This is a genomic window from Pseudosulfitobacter sp. DSM 107133, assembly GCF_022788695.1.
Lineage (GTDB): Bacteria > Pseudomonadota > Alphaproteobacteria > Rhodobacterales > Rhodobacteraceae > Pseudosulfitobacter.
This window is the reverse complement of sequence record NZ_CP085156.1, coordinates 124,314-140,246: the sequence shown is the minus strand read 5'-3', so window position 1 is coordinate 140,246 and position 15,933 is coordinate 124,314. Positions and strand designations below refer to the sequence as shown.

At 58.8% G+C, this 15,933-nt stretch carries 13 protein-coding genes; 7 read left to right on the top strand and 6 right to left on the bottom strand.

Going from position 1 to position 15,933, the window contains the following annotated elements; translation table 11 throughout:
• The first annotated feature begins 17 nt into the window (after positions 1-17).
• The gene (locus DSM107133_RS20755; protein WP_114295102.1) at positions 18-1,307 is read left to right on the top strand and encodes a TRAP transporter large permease; all 1,290 of its coding nucleotides are present in this window, start codon (positions 18-20) and stop codon (positions 1,305-1,307) included.
• 26 nt (positions 1,308-1,333) lie between these two features.
• On the opposite strand, the gene DSM107133_RS20750 is transcribed toward DSM107133_RS20755, so the two are convergent.
• The 4 genes from DSM107133_RS20750 to DSM107133_RS20735 are packed head-to-tail and all read right to left on the bottom strand — an operon-like array spanning position 1,334 to position 5,747.
• On the bottom strand, positions 1,334-1,645 hold the full coding sequence (locus tag DSM107133_RS20750) for a hypothetical protein (RefSeq protein ID WP_114295103.1): 312 nt from the start codon (positions 1,643-1,645) through the stop codon (positions 1,334-1,336).
• Positions 1,632-2,930 (bottom strand): acyclic terpene utilization AtuA family protein, encoded by a 1,299-nt coding sequence (locus DSM107133_RS20745; RefSeq protein WP_114295104.1) that lies wholly within the window; start codon positions 2,928-2,930, stop codon positions 1,632-1,634. Before DSM107133_RS20745 ends, DSM107133_RS20750 begins: the two co-directional genes overlap by 14 nt.
• Positions 2,927-4,786 carry a TRAP transporter fused permease subunit gene (locus DSM107133_RS20740; protein WP_114295105.1) on the bottom strand — a complete coding sequence of 620 codons (1,860 nt, stop codon included), beginning with the start codon at positions 4,784-4,786 and terminating at the stop codon, positions 2,927-2,929. The genes DSM107133_RS20745 and DSM107133_RS20740 overlap by 4 nt, the downstream gene beginning before the upstream one ends.
• Before the next feature lies 1 nt (position 4,787).
• Complete coding sequence (locus DSM107133_RS20735) at positions 4,788-5,747, bottom strand: TAXI family TRAP transporter solute-binding subunit (protein WP_114295106.1); 960 nt, start codon at positions 5,745-5,747, stop codon at positions 4,788-4,790.
• Positions 5,748-5,844: 97 nt separating this feature from the next.
• On the opposite strand from DSM107133_RS20735, the gene DSM107133_RS20730 reads away from it, so the two are divergent.
• The 5 genes from DSM107133_RS20730 to DSM107133_RS20710 all read left to right on the top strand — a co-directional run bounded on the left by DSM107133_RS20730 (position 5,845) and on the right by DSM107133_RS20710 (position 11,256).
• A complete protein-coding gene (locus DSM107133_RS20730; RefSeq protein ID WP_114295107.1) occupies positions 5,845-6,756 on the top strand; it encodes a LysR substrate-binding domain-containing protein in 912 nt (303 codons plus the stop codon).
• A 120-nt stretch (positions 6,757-6,876) separates the two neighbouring features.
• On the top strand, positions 6,877-7,716 hold the full coding sequence (locus DSM107133_RS20725; protein ID WP_114295108.1) for a helix-turn-helix domain-containing protein: 840 nt from the start codon (positions 6,877-6,879) through the stop codon (positions 7,714-7,716).
• 5 nt (positions 7,717-7,721) lie between these two features.
• Positions 7,722-8,720, top strand: coding sequence for an ArsJ-associated glyceraldehyde-3-phosphate dehydrogenase (locus DSM107133_RS20720; protein WP_114295109.1), 999 nt, complete (start codon positions 7,722-7,724; stop codon positions 8,718-8,720).
• Positions 8,717-9,976: an organoarsenical effux MFS transporter ArsJ gene (arsJ, locus tag DSM107133_RS20715; RefSeq protein WP_114295110.1), complete on the top strand. Its 1,260-nt coding sequence runs from the start codon at positions 8,717-8,719 to the stop codon at positions 9,974-9,976. The genes DSM107133_RS20720 and arsJ overlap by 4 nt, the downstream gene beginning before the upstream one ends.
• A gap of 302 nt (positions 9,977-10,278) precedes the next feature.
• Positions 10,279-11,256: an IS5 family transposase gene (locus DSM107133_RS20710; protein ID WP_243253611.1), complete on the top strand. Its 978-nt coding sequence runs from the start codon at positions 10,279-10,281 to the stop codon at positions 11,254-11,256.
• Positions 11,257-11,316: 60 nt separating this feature from the next.
• On the opposite strand, the gene DSM107133_RS20705 is transcribed toward DSM107133_RS20710, so the two are convergent.
• Both DSM107133_RS20705 and DSM107133_RS20700 read right to left on the bottom strand, forming a co-directional pair.
• Positions 11,317-14,439, bottom strand: a complete 3,123-nt coding sequence (locus tag DSM107133_RS20705) for an efflux RND transporter permease subunit (RefSeq protein WP_114295282.1) — start codon at positions 14,437-14,439, stop codon at positions 11,317-11,319.
• 4 nt (positions 14,440-14,443) lie between these two features.
• On the bottom strand, positions 14,444-14,782 hold the full coding sequence (locus DSM107133_RS20700; RefSeq protein ID WP_162792156.1) for a hypothetical protein: 339 nt from the start codon (positions 14,780-14,782) through the stop codon (positions 14,444-14,446).
• Between DSM107133_RS20700 and DSM107133_RS20695 the strand changes: the two genes are divergently transcribed.
• Positions 14,760-15,452: an IS6 family transposase gene (locus tag DSM107133_RS20695; protein ID WP_114295280.1), complete on the top strand. Its 693-nt coding sequence runs from the start codon at positions 14,760-14,762 to the stop codon at positions 15,450-15,452. The two genes, DSM107133_RS20700 and DSM107133_RS20695, sit on opposite strands and share 23 nt — an antisense overlap.
• Positions 15,453-15,933: the final 481 nt, after the last annotated feature.

Sequence of the window (15,933 nt, the reverse complement as noted above, 5' to 3'; positions counted from 1 at the left end):
CAGCGCAGGTCACATAGATGCTTACCTTTTTCGTCATCCTCATCATTCTTGCCGTTCTCATGGCCGCGCGGGTGCCGATCGCTTTTGCGATGGGGATCACCGGCACGCTGGGCCTTGCCGCGCAACTGGGGTTTCGCCCGGCGCTGGCGGTGCTGGAACGCACGTTCTTTGACTCGTCTGCATCGTTCATTCTGGTGGCGATCCCGCTGTTTATCCTGATGGCAGAGCTTTTGACCGCAGGGGACGTAACCCGTCGTGCGATCATTGCCTGCCAATGCTGGGTGGGTCATTTCAAGGGGGGGCTGGCCATTGCCACGGTTGCGGCATCTGTCCTGCTGGCGGCGCTGGTTGGCAGCTCGACAGCCTCGACCGCCGCGATGGCGGCATCGGCCTTTCCCGAAATGCGCCGCCACAATTATTCTGACCGTCTGGCCGCGGCGGTTGTCAGTGTTGGCGGCACCTTGGCTGTGGTTGTGCCGCCGTCCATCGTGCTGGTGGTTTACGGCGTGCTGACCGAAACCTCGATCGGCAAGCTGTTTATCGCGGGCATCATTCCCGGCCTGCTGACGGCCTGCGGTCTGGGTGTCGTGATCAAGATCATCGCCCACACCACCGATCAGGCCCCCAAGGGCGAACCCTTTGAGCTGAAAAAAGCTGTCAGCCAAAGCCGCCATGTCATCCCGATGGTGCTGTTGATGGTGGCCGTTATCGGTGCCATCTACGGCGGCATCGCGTCACCATCCGAAGCCGCCGCGCTGGGGGTGATGGGATCGCTGGTGATCGTTCTGGCACAGCGCACCATGAGCTTCGTGCAGTTCAACAGATCGGTCAGCAGCGCCGTGCGCGCGACGGTGATGATCGTGGCCATCGTCGCCTGTTCTGCGATATTCTCGAATTACCTAGCCTTTACGCGCATCACGCACAGCCTGCTGGAATTCGTGGCAACCACCGACATGCCGCGCGAGGTCATCATCGGCATCATCATACTGTCGCTGCTGGTCATGGGCATGTTCATGGACCAGCTTGCCATTCTGTCGCTGGCCATGCCGCTGGCCTTTCCAACGGCGATGGCGCTGGACTGCAACCCGGTCTGGTTCGGGATCGTTGTGACCAAGACAGTTGAAATCGGTCTGCTCACGCCGCCGCTTGGGCTGAACGCCTATGTGGCCGCAGCACAGACAAAGGTGCCGCTGAATACGATTTTCAGGGGAATCCTGCCGTTTCTGGTGATGGAGATTGTGGTGCTGATCCTGCTGCTGTCGTTCCCCTCGATCACATTGTTCCTGCCCGAACTGATGAGCCGCTGACGGTGCAGGATTAATGGGTCCTGACCCTAACGGTTTTGGGGGGGCAGGGGCATATTCAGCAGTACGGATGACAGGCATTTGCCGTGGGCGTCCAGTGACAATGATCTTGTGACCCCCCCTGTCAGCGCGCCCTTGATGACAAAGTTCATTGCGCAGAGTTGCGGCAAGACATAGCGGGTGACGGCGCTGACCGGCTGGTTCAGATGCGCGGCAACGCGTTCGGCAGTAACATCGCGGCGCAAACGGTCAAAGCTGTCCGCATGGAAGGCAATAACGGAAATATTCGAGGTATCGCCTTTGTCGCCGGTCCGTCCGTGGGCGAGGTCATGCAACTTCATGGGATGCTCCTGGAGTGTCAGTGCTGTAAACAAGGTTGTCCGCAGGGATCAACGTCGAGGCAATGGCGATAATCTCGCGCGTCGACTTTGTGACGCCACCGCCACCCGCAGGGCCGCACAGATAGAGAGATTCCACCTCTTCTCCGACCATGCGGGCGCTGTCTGCGCTGGTACAGCGGGCAGTGTAGCGCAGGCGAATGTCGTCCTCGCTGCCGATAAATTGACACAGGCGCTCGCCGATGCCCGGCAGAGTCAGGCGTTGATCCAGAACGGAGTGTGCCAGTTCGGCACGCGCGCGGGCATTTGCGCCGGCGTAGGAAATTTGCCCCTCTCCCTGCCAGCCGTCCCGATAGGCGACAGAAACCTTGAGCGTTCCGGTAGGGAGGTGACCCGTCGCGCCGCGCACTGCGACGCGATCCGGTCCAACGGATTGGAACGTGACCCCGGAGAAATCCGCAACCACATCCGGTTGCAGGTAACGGGCCGGGTCGTGGATCTCGTAGAGCAGTTGTTCGGTGCAGGTTGCCGGTGTGACCATGCCGCCGGTGTCGGGCAGTTTGGTAATGATGGCATGGCCGTCCGCCGTGACCTCGGCAATGGGAAAGCCCACATGGGCGAGGTCGGGCACGTCCTTGACGCCGGGATCAGCAAAGTAGCCGCCGGTGATCTGCGCAGAGCATTCCAGCAGATGCCCGACCAGCGTGCCGCGTCCAAGCTTTTCATAGTCGTCGATGGCCCAGCCAAAGTGATGCACCAGCGGTGCAAGGAACAACGCCGGGTCCGAGGCGCGGCCACAAATGACGATATCGGCCCCCTGCGACAGCGCAGCGACAATGCCCGAAATGCCGATATAGGCGTTGGCGGAGACAAGGCGCGGCCCCAATGCGCCAGCGGTCTGGCCGGTTTCATCGAGGATGTATGCAGATATCTGGTCGGACACATCATCCCCTGTCACGGCGGCCACCCTCAGCGACAGGCCAAGTTCGGCGACAATGGTGCGGGCTTTTGCCGCCGCTGCCTGCGGGTTGGCAGCCCCCATATTGGTGATGATCCTGGTGCCGTGGCGCGCACAGCCGGGCAGCGTTGCCCGCAGCCGACGCTCCAGCAGCGGATCGTAGCCTGCTTCGGGATCTTTCAGCCGCGCCTCTTGCGCCAATGCGATGGTGCGTTCCGCCAGACATTCAAACACCAGCACGTCCAGCGCGCCGCGATTGGCGAGATCAGCAGCGGGGTCAATCCGGTCGCCCTGAAATCCTGCACCGCAGCCAATTCTGAAGGGGGTCATACCAACGCTTCCTTTGTCTTGTGGCCCAGTTTTCGCGCGCCCAGAAACAGGGCCAGCGCGAGAAGCGGCGTGACGGGGTTGGGCCAGATGGCCAGCGCAATCACCACCAACAGGATGACGATGTCGATAGGCCGATGCCCGATCAGCGGTGCGCCGGTCAGTAATGCAGGCACGGCCAGCACCAGCACTGCCCCCGCCATCAGCGCTTCGGCAATGGCAAGCGGGCCGCCTTGCAGCAACATGCCGGGGAACAGCAACAGCAGGAAGGGCACCAGATAGGTCACCGCACCAAGGCGCACGGCCTGTCCTGCCGCCGGAAGCCAGTTGGTTTTGGCAATGCCCGCACCGACAAAGACTGCAACGCAGACCGGCGGTGTGATGACGGAAATGGTGGCGAAGTAGAACACAAACAGATGCGCCGCCAACGGCTCGACCCCGACAGCCGTCATCGCAGGGGCCAGAACCGCAGCCACCAGCACATAGGCCGCGGTTGTCGGCAGCCCCATGCCCATGATCAGGCAGACAAAGCCGACAATCACGGCCACCAGCGTCACGCTGTCACCGGCCATGGACACGATCAGCGACGACAGGGTCACGCCGATGCCGGTCAGGTTGATCATCGAGACCAGCACCTGAGCGCCCGCCAGCAGAACCCCGATAATCACCATGCCCTTGCCCGCGTCTTCCAGCCCGTCGATGATCTTGCCGATCATTTCGCGCGGTGACAGTCGTCCGGCCTCGGTGGCGACAAAAGCGATCAACAGTCCGATGACGCCATAAAAGGCCGCGGTGGCGATGGAGCGGCCCAGCCAGATACCAAGACCAAGCCCCCCCAATGCGCAAAGGATCGGCGCGACACGGCGCGGCGCCAGGATGGTCGCCCAGGCGGGCAGCTCTTCTTCGGGCACAACCGCAAGACCCCGGCGCAGGGCGACAAAATGCACCGTCACAAAGACAGAGGCGTAAAACAGAATGGCGGGGATGATCGCGCCAAGGATGATCTCTGTGTAAGGCATGCCCAAAATCTCGGCCATCACAAAGGCGGCAGCGCCCATGATCGGTGGCGCGATCTGCCCGCCGGTCGAGGCCACGGCCTCTACCGCTGCCGCAAAGGGGCGCGGATAGCCAAGCCGGATCATCATCGGGATGGTGAAATTGCCGGTGGTTGCCACATTCGCCACCGCCGAGCCCGAAATCATACCGAACAATCCGCTGGCGATGGTGGCGATCTTGGCGGCACCGCCGGGCTGGCGGCCACCAAGCCGCATGGCAAGATCCATAAAAGCCTGGCCGCCGCCCGAATGCAGCAACAGCGCACCAAACAGGACAAAGGCCGCAATCACAGTAGAGGCGACACCGGTCAGCATGCCCCAAATGCCCAGATCCCCCAGAAAAACCGTCTCGGTCACAAAGGCGGTATCGAAACCGCGATGACGCAGCGCCCCCGGCAGCATATCGCCAAACAGCGCGTAACCCAATCCGGCCAGCACAAGAACCGGAAAAATCAGGCCCACGGTACGCCGCCCCAATTCCAGCACCGCCAGCACCAGTCCGGCGGTCAAAGCTTTGTCCAAAGTGGTCGCCCAGGGCAGCGAGGTCATGATTTCGTCGTAGTTCCAGACCACATAGCCGCAGGCGGCCAGAACCAGCGTACAAAGGGCAAGGTCAATAGCCAGCCCAACCGGGCGCCAGCGTGTGCCAGCGCCCAGAGGATAAAGCGCGAAGCCCAGAGAGGTGACCAGCGCAAGGAAAAGCGCGCGCTGGATCAACCCTTCGAACGGGCCGGTCGCGGCCGTGTAGAACACGAAGGCGCCCACCAGAATGGCGAGTCCTTTCTGAACATTCGCTAGGGCCATATCAGTCGGACTTCAGCTTGGCGGGGATATCCATGCCCTGTTCTTCGAACCAGCGGGCGGCCCCCGGATGCAGCGGGACCGTGCCGTAATCCAGCGTCATCTGCGCCAGATCCGCACCCTTGAGCGAGGCCATGGCATTGGCCTGGGCGGATGTGTCGGCCATGATCGCAGACACGATCTGATAGGCTGTTTCCGCATCCATCGAGGCGGGTGCGGCCACGCCAACGCCAAAGGCCCAGGTTCTGTAAGCCGGAATGCCGTCGGCAGCGCCTGCGGGGATGTTCACAACGGAAATATCGGGCATCTTTTCGCGCAGGGTATCGGCTTGCACCGGTGTCAGGCCAATCACCGCGATGTCGGTAGAGACCGCAATATCCATGGTGGAGCCGTCCAGTTTCTGACCCGCGCCGGATTTGACATAGCCCGCAAGGCGGTTGTCCTTGATCGCCCCGACAATATCGGTGGTCGAGCCGCGCACATAGTCCGCAGACAGGCCCAGCGTGTTGAAAACCGCCTCGGTGGTGGCTTCGGTGGAGCCGCCCTTGATCCCAGGATTGAAGCGTTTGCCGACCAGGTCATCAAGGCTGGCAACGTCGGAATCGGCGCGGACAACCACGTTTTGCGGCGCATTGGTATAAACCCACAACAGGCGCAGGTCTTGTGGCCTGCCCTCAAATGCGTTGGTGCCGGATACTGCGTGCTGCACGGCATTGGTGGTGACAAGACCCAGATCAATCTGGCCGCGTTCCATACGGCGGATGTTGTCGAGCGTGGCGCCGGTTTCGACCACCGAGGCCTTCAGCCCCTCGGTGTTCTCGTTGATCAGCTGACCGACGGCGACGAAATAGCCGTAGTGGCTGGATGAGGCCGAGGTTGAACCAATCAGCAAATCGGTTTCTTGCGCGGCCAGCGGCGACGCAAGCAGGGTCACGCCCAATAGCGCGGCGAATGTGTGTTTCATGGTGTCCTCCCTTGGATTCCTGGTGCCCTTCGCGGGTCAGGTAAATCATGCACGGGTTTGCTGTTGCGAAAACAGACAATATGGGCACAATTAGTGCATGGAACGCAACAATGCATCATTGGCGGATTACATGGCGGTTCTGGCGCTGCGGGAAACCGGCTCATTTCGCGCGGCCGCACAAGAACTGCAGCTGTCGCCATCCGCCCTTTCGCGTCAGGTGTCGACGCTGGAACGGAAGCTGAATACACGGCTTTTTGATCGCGACACCCGCAACACCAGCCTGACGACAAGCGGGGCCGTGTTTGCGCAGATCGCGGAACGTATGGTCAATACCGCCAAGGATGCGCATGCCGAGTTCGACGCGCATATGTCTGCAAGCCATGGGCAGCTGACCATTGCCGGTCTGCCGTCTGTCACCGCGGCGCTGTTGCCTGCGATCCTGCGCCGCTTCACATCCGAACACAGTGGAATCGACCTCAAAATCATCGACGGCCTGTCCGAAAATGTCATCGAGGCCGTTGAAACGGGGCGGGCCGAGATCGGGTTTACCGCGGGAACGATTTCTACCCGGTCGCGATTGGCCTTTCAGCCGCTGCTGGACGATGCCTTTGTTGCCATCGGAGCACCGGACGGACCGCTGCATGAGGACCGGGCCTATGCGTGGGCGGAGTTGGTTGAGATGCCGTTTATCGCCATGGCGCAGGGCACCTCGGTTCGTGAATTGCTGGACAGTGCCTGCCTGAGATTGAACCGGCCGTTGTCCCCCTGGTTTGAAGTTGCACATCTCGCAACCGCGGGCGCACTTGTGGCCGAGGGGCTGGGCGTCACAGCCCTTCCAGAACTCACATTGGCCGTTTTGCCCTCAGAGCGGCTCGTGCAACGCACAATAAAGGACTTTGGCGCGCGAAGGCGTATTGGCCTGGTGCGCCAATCCGGCCGGTCACTGTCACCGGCCGCCAGCGCGTTCCTGGAGGTTCTGTCGCAAGTGCCACTGAAAACAGTCACCTGAACTCTGCGGCTGAGCCCCATCAAAAATGGGGGATTGCCATGAAACCGGGCGATAGCAACTCACGCCGGTGTCACAAAACCTTCACTTTGCACCACTCGTTAATTCGCATATTCATGAATTATGGAAATAATGATTCCCAACCGACTTTCAACGCTTGGCCACCCGCAGCGTCTGGCCGTATTCAGATTGCTGATGCGCCGCTATCCGGATCGTGTTCCGGCGACAGAGCTGGCGCAGGCGCTCGCGCTGAAACCAAACACGCTTTCCACCTATGTCAACGCGCTCATGCAGTCCGGATTGGTCAGCCAGGAGCGCGTGGGAACATCGCTGCGCTATGCAATCAAGATGGATGCCGCCCGCGAGACGATTGACTACCTCCTGCACGACTGTTGCAGGGGGCGCCCTGAAATCTGTGCCCCTAATTCTCATTCCTCTTCTACCGGAGGCAGTTCAATGACCGCTCGAAAATTCAATGTCCTGTTCATTTGCACGGGCAATTCCGCCCGTTCCATCTTTGCGGAATCGATCCTGCGTGACCTCGCCGGAGATCGTTTTGTGGCTTTTTCCGCCGGGACCAAACCCCGCTCGGAACTGAACCCCTTTGCGCTCGATGTGCTGAAACAGAAGGGGCACGACGTCGCTGTCCTTCGGGCCAAGAACATTTCCGAGTTTCAGGGACCAGATGCCCCGCATCTCGATTTCGTTTTCACAGTCTGCGATCAGGCCGCCAACGAGGAATGCCCCGCATGGCAAGGCCAGACCATCAGCGCGCATTGGGGTCTTTCTGATCCGGTGAAGGTCGAGGGGACGGACGCCGAAAAAAGTCTCGCATTCCACCAGACCTATGGCGCGCTGCGCAATCGCATGGTCGGCTTCGCCGCCTTGCCTCTTACGTCGCTCGACCGGATTTCCCTACAAAAAGCCGTTGACGATATAGGCCAATCAAAACCCGAAGGATGACTTGAATGACCGTTTACGCCCTCAACGGCCTTGGCCGCATTGGCAAGCTCGCGCTGAAACCTTTGCTGGCCCGCGGCGCCAAAATCGCATGGATCAACGACGCGGTTGGTGATCCCGAGATGCACGCCCATCTATTGGAGTTCGACACGGTCCATGGCCGCTGGAATGCGGAATTCGCCCATGACGTCGACAGCGTCACCATTGACGGAACCCGCCTGCCATTCATTGGCACCCGCGACATCGCGGAGCTGCCATTGGACGGTGTTGATGTGGTGATCGACTGCACCGGCGTCTTTAAGACAGAGGCCAAAATTGCCCCCTATTTCGAGGCCGGTGTACAAAAAGTCGTTGTTTCTGCGCCGGTTAAGGATGGAGATGCCGTAAATATCGTTTACGGGGTCAATCACGATACCTACGAGCCATCGCGCCACCGCATCGTAACCGCAGCAAGTTGTACAACCAACTGTCTCGCGCCCGTGGTCAAGGTGATCCATGAAAACCTGAAGATCAAACATGGTTCCATCACGACCATCCATGATGTGACCAACACCCAAACCATCGTGGACCGCCCTGCCAAGGATCTGCGCCGCGCCCGGTCAGCGTTGAATTCTCTTATCCCGACAACAACCGGCAGTGCGACGGCAATCACGCTGATCTACCCGGAATTAACGGGCCGCCTGAACGGCCATGCGGTCCGTGTGCCGCTGCTCAACGCATCGCTGACCGATTGCGTCTTCGAGGTGGCGCGCGAGACCACCGCAGAAGAGGTCAACGCCCTGTTCAAAGCCGCCGCAGACGGGCCGCTCAAGGGAATCCTGGGCTATGAAGAGCGCCCCCTTGTCTCGGCCGACTATACCAACGACGAGCGGTCCAGCATCGTCGATGCCCCGTCCACAATGGTCATCAACGGCACGCAGGTGAAAATTTATGCGTGGTATGACAACGAAATGGGCTATGCACATCGTCTTGTTGATGTGGCCTGCATGGTGGGCGACAGTCTATGACGGGCAGCGCGACGCGGCCCGAGGGGCTGTCGGCTTATGTCGCTGTGACGGCCGCCTACTGGGCGTTCATGCTGACCGATGGCGCCTTGCGCATGTTGGTGCTGCTGCATTTTCACACGCTTGGCTTTTCACCGGTGCAGCTTGCCTATCTCTTTGTCCTTTACGAAATCGCGGGCGTTGTCACCAATCTGGGCGCGGGCTGGATTGCTGCGCGCTTTGGGCTTACCTCGACGCTCTATGCGGGTCTGGGGCTGCAAGTGCTGGCGCTTCTGGCCTTGGCGCAGCTGGATCCCGCTTGGGCGGTGGGGGTCTCGGTCATCTATGTCATGCTGGTCCAGGGCGCGAGCGGTGTGGCCAAGGATCTGGCCAAGATGTCCTCGAAATCTGCGGTCAAGCTATTGGCGCCAACCGAGGATGGCGGCCTGTTCCGCTGGGTCGCGCTCCTTACGGGCTCCAAGAACATGGTGAAGGGACTGGGTTTTCTACTGGGCGCCGGCCTGCTGGCGACCGTTGGCTTTGTGTTGGCGGTGCTGGGCATGGCTGCGATCCTGTTCGTAATACTGCTTGCGGTTCTGGTCGCCATGCCTGCGGGATTGCCCAAGGGCCGCAAGGGCGCGAAGTTCTCAGAAATCTTTTCCAGGTCGGCCAATGTGAACTGGCTCAGCGCCGCACGGGTATTTCTGTTCGGCGCGCGCGATGTCTGGTTCGTCGTGGGCATCCCCATATACTTCTACATGGTCCTCTCGGACGGCACGACAGAGAGCAAGAGGACCGCTTTCTTTCTGATCGGGATCTTCATGGCGGTTTGGGTGATCCTTTACGGTCTGGTGCAGGCCAACGCCCCGCGCATCCTGCGCGCAAATACGCGGTCCGTGCCAGAGCTGCTCGCATCGGCCCGCAGGTGGGCGTGGGGGCTTGCCCTTGTGCCCGCGGTCCTCACAGCCGCGGCCTCCGCTGCGAGCGGCCCCGAAATCTGGCTGACGATCAGCATCGTGATCGGATTGCTGGCGTTCGGTGCCATTTTCGCCGTGAATTCCTCCCTTCATTCCTACCTGATCCTGACCTTTACCAAGGCCGAGCGGGTCACCATGGATGTGGGCTTTTACTACATGGCGAATGCAGGGGGCCGTCTGGCAGGTACGCTGCTGTCTGGCCTCGCATACCAGTTGGGAGGGCTGCCACTGATGCTCGGCGTTGCCACCGTCATGGTTGCGCTATCTGCTGTAATGGTCGGTTTCCTGAAACCCCAGCATTAGGGTCTGGACCCATTCTTCATCCTCCGTGCAACTCTCTGTTTTAGTAAAGAATTTGCACTTCGTTTGTGAATCCACCCCAGGCTGTGAGCTGATACTGATAATCAGTGTTATGTAATATTTATAGGGTGTGGCAGCCTTTACCGGCCATTTCAATAATCAACTTGTTCGAAGCCGTAGTTGCCATTGTAGTCATGCCAATCCACGAATACTGAGCGATGCGAAACGTAGGGACAGTCGGCTTTGTTGCAGGGATCGTCGCACGGCTGATATCGAGGCATTCTGTTCGTTTCAGGATGCTGTAAATGCCGCACAAGTTCAACGCCGCTCGTCGTGACAAGATCCCGAAGCAAAAGCATCGGGTGACTAGTTGGCCTGAGTACAATGAAGGTCTACGGCAGCGGGGTGATCTGACAGTTTGGATCAGCGAAGACGCACTTTCCTTGTGGTCGGCACCGCGCCGTACCACGCGCGGCGGACAGCCGCACTACTCTGATTTGGCGATCGAGATGTGCCTGACGCTGGGTCTAGTCTTCAAGCAGCCTCTGCGCCAAACCCAAGGCTTGATGCGCTCTATTGCGCGACTGCTGGGGGTTGCGATCACAGTGCCGGATTTTTCCACCCTGTCGCGCCGTGGCAATGGGCTGACGTTGCGCCCAAAGCCGAAGTCCAGGTGTGACAAGCCAGTGCAACTGGTTGTGGACAGTACCGGTCTGAAGATCTTTGGCGAAGGTGACTGGCTCGAGGAGAAGCATAAAGCTAGGCGTAAACGGCGCTCTTGGCGCAAGCTCCACCTCGGTCTTGATCTTGTCAGTGGCGAGATCGTTTGCTCTGATCTCACCAAGGATGACGTCGGCGACCCGACTGCGCTGCCAGATCTCCTGGATCAAGTCGCCGGGCCGGTCTCTCACTTTCTGGCAGGCGGCGCTTACGACGGAGACCCAACATCTGATTTGCTTGCCGCTCGGTTCGGATCGTTGATCGAGGTGACGATCCCACCTCCCAAAAAAGCGATCCTGAGCCCTGATGCGGCCAAAGAGCCGACGGCACGTGACGACCATATAGCCGAGATCGCAGCCCATGGACGGATGGCCTGGCAGAAAGCCACCGGCTACAATCAACGCAGCCGAGGTGAAACTCTCATGGGCCGCTGGAAGGCTGTCATTGGGCCCAAGCTAAAGGCGCGCAACTTCAAAAATCAGAAAACAGAAGCCAAGATTGGCGTCTGGGTTCTCAATCGAATGACCGGACTTGGCCGCCCAAGTTTTGAACGCACCGCCTGAAATCCGTTTCGGGTAGGGCGCGTTCCGAGCGGACTATGATCTGTGCAACACGGCCCCACATTATGCTTCAGCCTGTATCGAAACCGCCCGTCCCTGGCATAGGCGCCGAACATCCGCGGCAATCACCAACAGCACCGGGATCAGGATCAGAGTGATCGTCGTCGCAAAAATCTCGCCATAGGCCAGCGAAACAGCCGCAGGGATCAGATATTGCGCCTGTTCCGATGTCTCGCTGAGCAAAGGCATCAGGCCCGCGACAGTTGTGGCCGTCGTCAGGAACACCGCTTGAAACCGCGCCGTGCCGCAGTTCTTAGCAGCCACTTCAGGTGTCATTCCGTCGTCAAGGTTCTGATTGTAGCGCGTGATCAGCACCAGCGAGTCGTTGACCACAATTCCCGTCAGCGCCAGCATTCCGAAGAACGACAATAGGCTGAGTGGCACGTCGGCGATCGCATGGCCCACCGTGGCCCCGATGAAACCAAACGGTACGACCGAGATGATGACAAACGGCTTCCAATAGGATTTGAGCGGCACCGCCATCAAGACGTAAATCAACAGCGCGGTGATAGTAAGCGCACGCACGAGACCGCCCTTGACTTCTTCGGTTTCGGCTAGTTCGCCACCTGCCTTGATAGTGACCGAAGGGTATTTCTCATTAAGCTCAGGCACGACGTTCTGGAACAATCCCTGTGACAATTCCGTCGGAGAGACTCGCGATCTGTCGAGGCTGGCAGAGACCACATTGACCCGCTGGCCGTCGCGCCGCCGAACACTTTCTGCGACATAGCTCGACTCCACATCAGCGACTGACAACAAGGGTACCCAAATGCCGGCTTCGCTGCGCAATCTGGTTTGGAATAGGTCATCAATGGTTGAACGTGCGTCTTCGGCACCCTGCACAATCACCCGGACTTCCTGATTGTCGCGTTGCAGGCGCTGAACCTCAGCCCCGCCAAAGCGATATCCGATCTGGGTGGCGAGGGTCTCTGACGTGAAACCCAGGTGCCGCGCTTCGGGTTTCAGCCGAAAGCGCAACTGCGGCGTTCCGGAGTTCAGCCCGTCCTGAATATTGGACACGCCTTCGATCCTGCTCATGTAGGCTTTGATCTCGTCGCTGGCGGCTTCCAACAGATCTTCATCCTTGCTGAACAGACGGATGTTGAAACCGCCGCCGACTTCTTCAGTGCCGGAAAAGTTGAGCTCTGTGACCCCTTCAAGCGTTCCCGTGGCTTCACGCCAATCCCTGATGATGCGGGTAATACCAAGGGCCGGACGGTTTTCGGCTGGCACCAGTTCCGCATAAATCTGCGCTTCGGTGGGCGTCGAAACAACAACGAAGAAATGCTGGATTGGCGGGAGGTCCATATTCAACTCAGCTTGGTATGTCGCATTCAGCTCGGCTCCGACAGCTTCAATTCGGGCGACGTTGCTTCGTGTCAGGGCATTGGGGGCGCGCGCATCCATTTCCAGATTGATCGTCACGATCTGTCCGGGAACTTCGGGGAAGAATACCGTTTGGATCTTGCCGGCAGCCACGACGCCCAAGCCCAGAATCCCCATCGATAAAAAGACGACCAAAGCCGCGTAACGGTGGGCAATTGCGACATCGAGCACCGGCGCATAAATCCGGTCACGGAACCACTCAAGCCCGTGACGCGCGACTGCCTGTACTCTGGCCCAGATCTTGGCCACAGGATTGCGCGATGCGGGGGTGTCGAGCGACAGATGCGCCAGATGTGCAGGTAGGATCAATTTGCTTTCCAGCAGCGAAAACAGCAGTGCCAGAATAATGATGCCGGAAAAGCTCGCGAAGATCTTGCCGATGGCGTTTTCGATCAGCAACATCGGGAAGAAGGCGGCAATCGTGGTCATCACGCCGAAAACAGTTGCCACCGCAATCTTGTTCACGCCGTTTTCAGTACCAAGGATCGGATCTTTTTCTTTGGCCCGTTCCTCGAAAACGCTTTCGCCAACGACGACGGCGTCATCGACTAGAATGCCAAGCGCGATGATCAGGCCGAAGGTGGTCACATCGTTCAGCGAGTAATCGACCCATTTGGTACCGGAGACGAAGATCGCACCAGCAGCGGAAATCGGAATACCCATCGCCACCCAGAAGGCGAGCCGGGCGTTGAGGAAAATCGCGAGAATGACCGTTACCAGCAACAAGCCCTGAAAGGCGTTGGTACGAAGCAGCGACAGACGTTCCGATATGTAGCCTGCGGAATCGCCCCAGGAGGCAATCTGGATTTCCGGCGGCAGTTGTGGCTCGAAGTCGGTGATCGTCTCGCGAACCGCTTTGGATATCTGCAACAGGTTCTCACGTTGCGCGATCAGAACTTCCATGCCAACGGTCGGATTGCCGTCAAAGCGGGCGACGATCTCTTCGTCGCCATAGCCATCGGTGATCGTTGCGATGTCACCCAGTCGCACCTTGCTACCGTCGCGGATCTCCAACAGCGATATGTCGCGATAATCACCGCCGAAATAGGCCAGATCGTCAGCGCGCAAGACGATGTCGCCGCCTTCTGTCTTTAGCGTTCCGGCTTGAAACCGGAGCGAGGATTGCTGAATGATACCGACGATCCGCTCGATCGTCAGGTCATGCCGTTCGAGCAAATAGGGTTCGATTTCAATGCGGATTTCGGGTTTCCGTTGTCCCCAGACCCGAAGCTTCGAAATCTCCGGCCGCGCCATCAGTTCTTCCTGGAACCTACGGGCAACGCGTTGCAGGGTTTCCGGGTCGGTCTGGCCGTGCACCTGAAGATAGAGGGCCGGCAATGTGAATTCATTGAGTGTGATGACCGGGCGTAGCGCCTGACGTGGAAAATCCTCTACCCCGTCAATGCGGATTCGCACGTCATCGAGCAGCTTCTGCAACGATTGACCCGCAGTCTTCTGAACCGTGATCACGGAATAACCCGCATTCGAAGATGACCAGATACTCTTGACGCCATCCAACCCTTCAAGCGCGCGTTCCAGCGGTTGAGTGATCTGTTCGTCTACCTGCGACGTGTGTGCACCGGTATATGTTGTCTGGATGATGACGGTGTCCGGCGGCACCTTGGGAAAACCCTCAATCCGGATCGAATTCAGGCTGAATGCCCCTGCCAACAAGATCATGACCATCAACAGGTTGGCGGCGACGGGGTTGCGGATGAACCAGCCAGTCAGAGCATGCATTGGATCAGTTCTCCGCGGTTTGGGGCGCGACTTCGATTCCTGGCAGGAATGACGCCAGCGGTGTCTTCACGATGCGCCAAGCGGTCACGTCGTGGTCGGGTGAGCGCACGATGACATCGGCCTCGTTGCGCAGGACCACCTCCGCGCGGAACCGGCGCAGGCGATCATCCTGATCCAGATGCCAGATGTAGCCGTCACGCGTCAGCGCGCTCTCCGGCACCTGCAGGCTGTCCTGAAGGTAGTGTCGCAAAGTTTCTGGATTTTGTTGCGGTGCATTGCGCCGCAGTCTAGCAGCCTCGTTTTCCGAACACGGCAACAGGATGATAGATTTGATAAGCTTCAAAGGCGCGCAGTATCCGAAATCCGTGATCCTTTACGCCGTGTATTTCTACGTCCGCTTTCCCGTTTCGTATCGCGATCTTGAAGAGATCATGGCCGAACGCGGCGTCGAATTGGATCATGCGACTCTCCACCGGTGGGTCGAGAAATACGCTGGCGCAATTGCTGAAGAAGCGCATCGCCGGAAAGCCGCCACTAGCCGCTCTTGGCGAATGGATGAGACATACGTCAAAGTAAAGGGCGAGTGGACATACTTATATCGCGCGATCGACAAGGAAGGCAAAACCCTTGATTTCATGCTATCGGAGCGCCGCGACGAGGCCGCAGCTACTGCGTTTTTCGTAAAAGCCATCGGCAGCAATGGCTGGCCGGACAAAGTCGTTATCGACAAAAGTGGACCAAACACAGCTGGCCTGTTCAACATGAACTGCCTGCTCGTGATGTGCGGCTGGAGTTGGTTGATCACTGTTCGGCGAACAAAATATCTCAACAATATCATTGAGCAGGATCACCGTTTCATCAAGAAACTAACCAAACCGATGCAGACTTTCAAATCGCTGAACTCAGCTTCGGCTACTCTTGCGGGGATCGAAGTAGCACACATGATCCGGAAAGGTCAGTTTGACCAGTCGGGGCAGTCTGGCTTCGCGCAGTTTGCAGCACTCGCTGGATAAGTGCGCCCAGCTAAACAGCTTTCTCAAACTGGCGGAAACTTTGCGACACTACCCCCAAGCTACTATACGGCTTGCACCATAACCATTAGGCCTGAACTGTTAAGCTGCTCTGTTTAGGCCGTTGGTGATTGCAAAAGCAAAGTGTCCTTCGCCCAGTCGCGAAATATACGCAACGCAGGTGGTAGAAAGTTTGAACGCGCGTGAACGAGATACAAACTTGTCTTTGTTGTGAGACCCTCCAAATGCAACGGGCTAAGCCGCCCCATTTTCAAGTGTTCGCCCAGCAAAAAATCCGCAGCATAAATCAATCCCAGCCCATTCAGCCCTGCTGCAATATAGCCTTCGGTTTCGTCTAACGTTAATCGGGACCGGCTCAGTCTTTGCGACACTGCATGATGCAGCCCGGACCCGCTATATCCGACAAAGCAGTGTTCGCCGAGGGCATTCGGTGACACGGGGCACACGCTATCTCAACCCGCAG

Bases quoted from the DNA above. Each gene is read 5' to 3' on its own strand.
- DSM107133_RS20755 (WP_114295102.1), top strand. From the start codon at position 18: ATGCTTACCTTTTTCGTCATCCTCATCATTCTTGCCGTTCTCATGGCC.
- DSM107133_RS20725 (WP_114295108.1), top strand. From the start codon at position 6,877: ATGGAAATAATGATTCCCAACCGACTTTCAACGCTTGGCCACCCGCAG.
- DSM107133_RS20705 (WP_114295282.1), bottom strand. From the start codon at position 14,439: ATGCATGCTCTGACTGGCTGGTTCATCCGCAACCCCGTCGCCGCCAAC.
- DSM107133_RS20720 (WP_114295109.1), top strand. From the start codon at position 7,722: ATGACCGTTTACGCCCTCAACGGCCTTGGCCGCATTGGCAAGCTCGCG.
- arsJ (WP_114295110.1), top strand. From the start codon at position 8,717: ATGACGGGCAGCGCGACGCGGCCCGAGGGGCTGTCGGCTTATGTCGCT.
- DSM107133_RS20750 (WP_114295103.1), bottom strand. From the start codon at position 1,645: ATGAAGTTGCATGACCTCGCCCACGGACGGACCGGCGACAAAGGCGAT.
- DSM107133_RS20740 (WP_114295105.1), bottom strand. From the start codon at position 4,786: ATGGCCCTAGCGAATGTTCAGAAAGGACTCGCCATTCTGGTGGGCGCC.
- DSM107133_RS20730 (WP_114295107.1), top strand. From the start codon at position 5,845: ATGGAACGCAACAATGCATCATTGGCGGATTACATGGCGGTTCTGGCG.
- DSM107133_RS20710 (WP_243253611.1), top strand. From the start codon at position 10,279: ATGCCGCACAAGTTCAACGCCGCTCGTCGTGACAAGATCCCGAAGCAA.
- DSM107133_RS20745 (WP_114295104.1), bottom strand. From the start codon at position 2,930: ATGACCCCCTTCAGAATTGGCTGCGGTGCAGGATTTCAGGGCGACCGG.
- DSM107133_RS20735 (WP_114295106.1), bottom strand. From the start codon at position 5,747: ATGAAACACACATTCGCCGCGCTATTGGGCGTGACCCTGCTTGCGTCG.
- DSM107133_RS20695 (WP_114295280.1), top strand. From the start codon at position 14,760: ATGATAGATTTGATAAGCTTCAAAGGCGCGCAGTATCCGAAATCCGTG.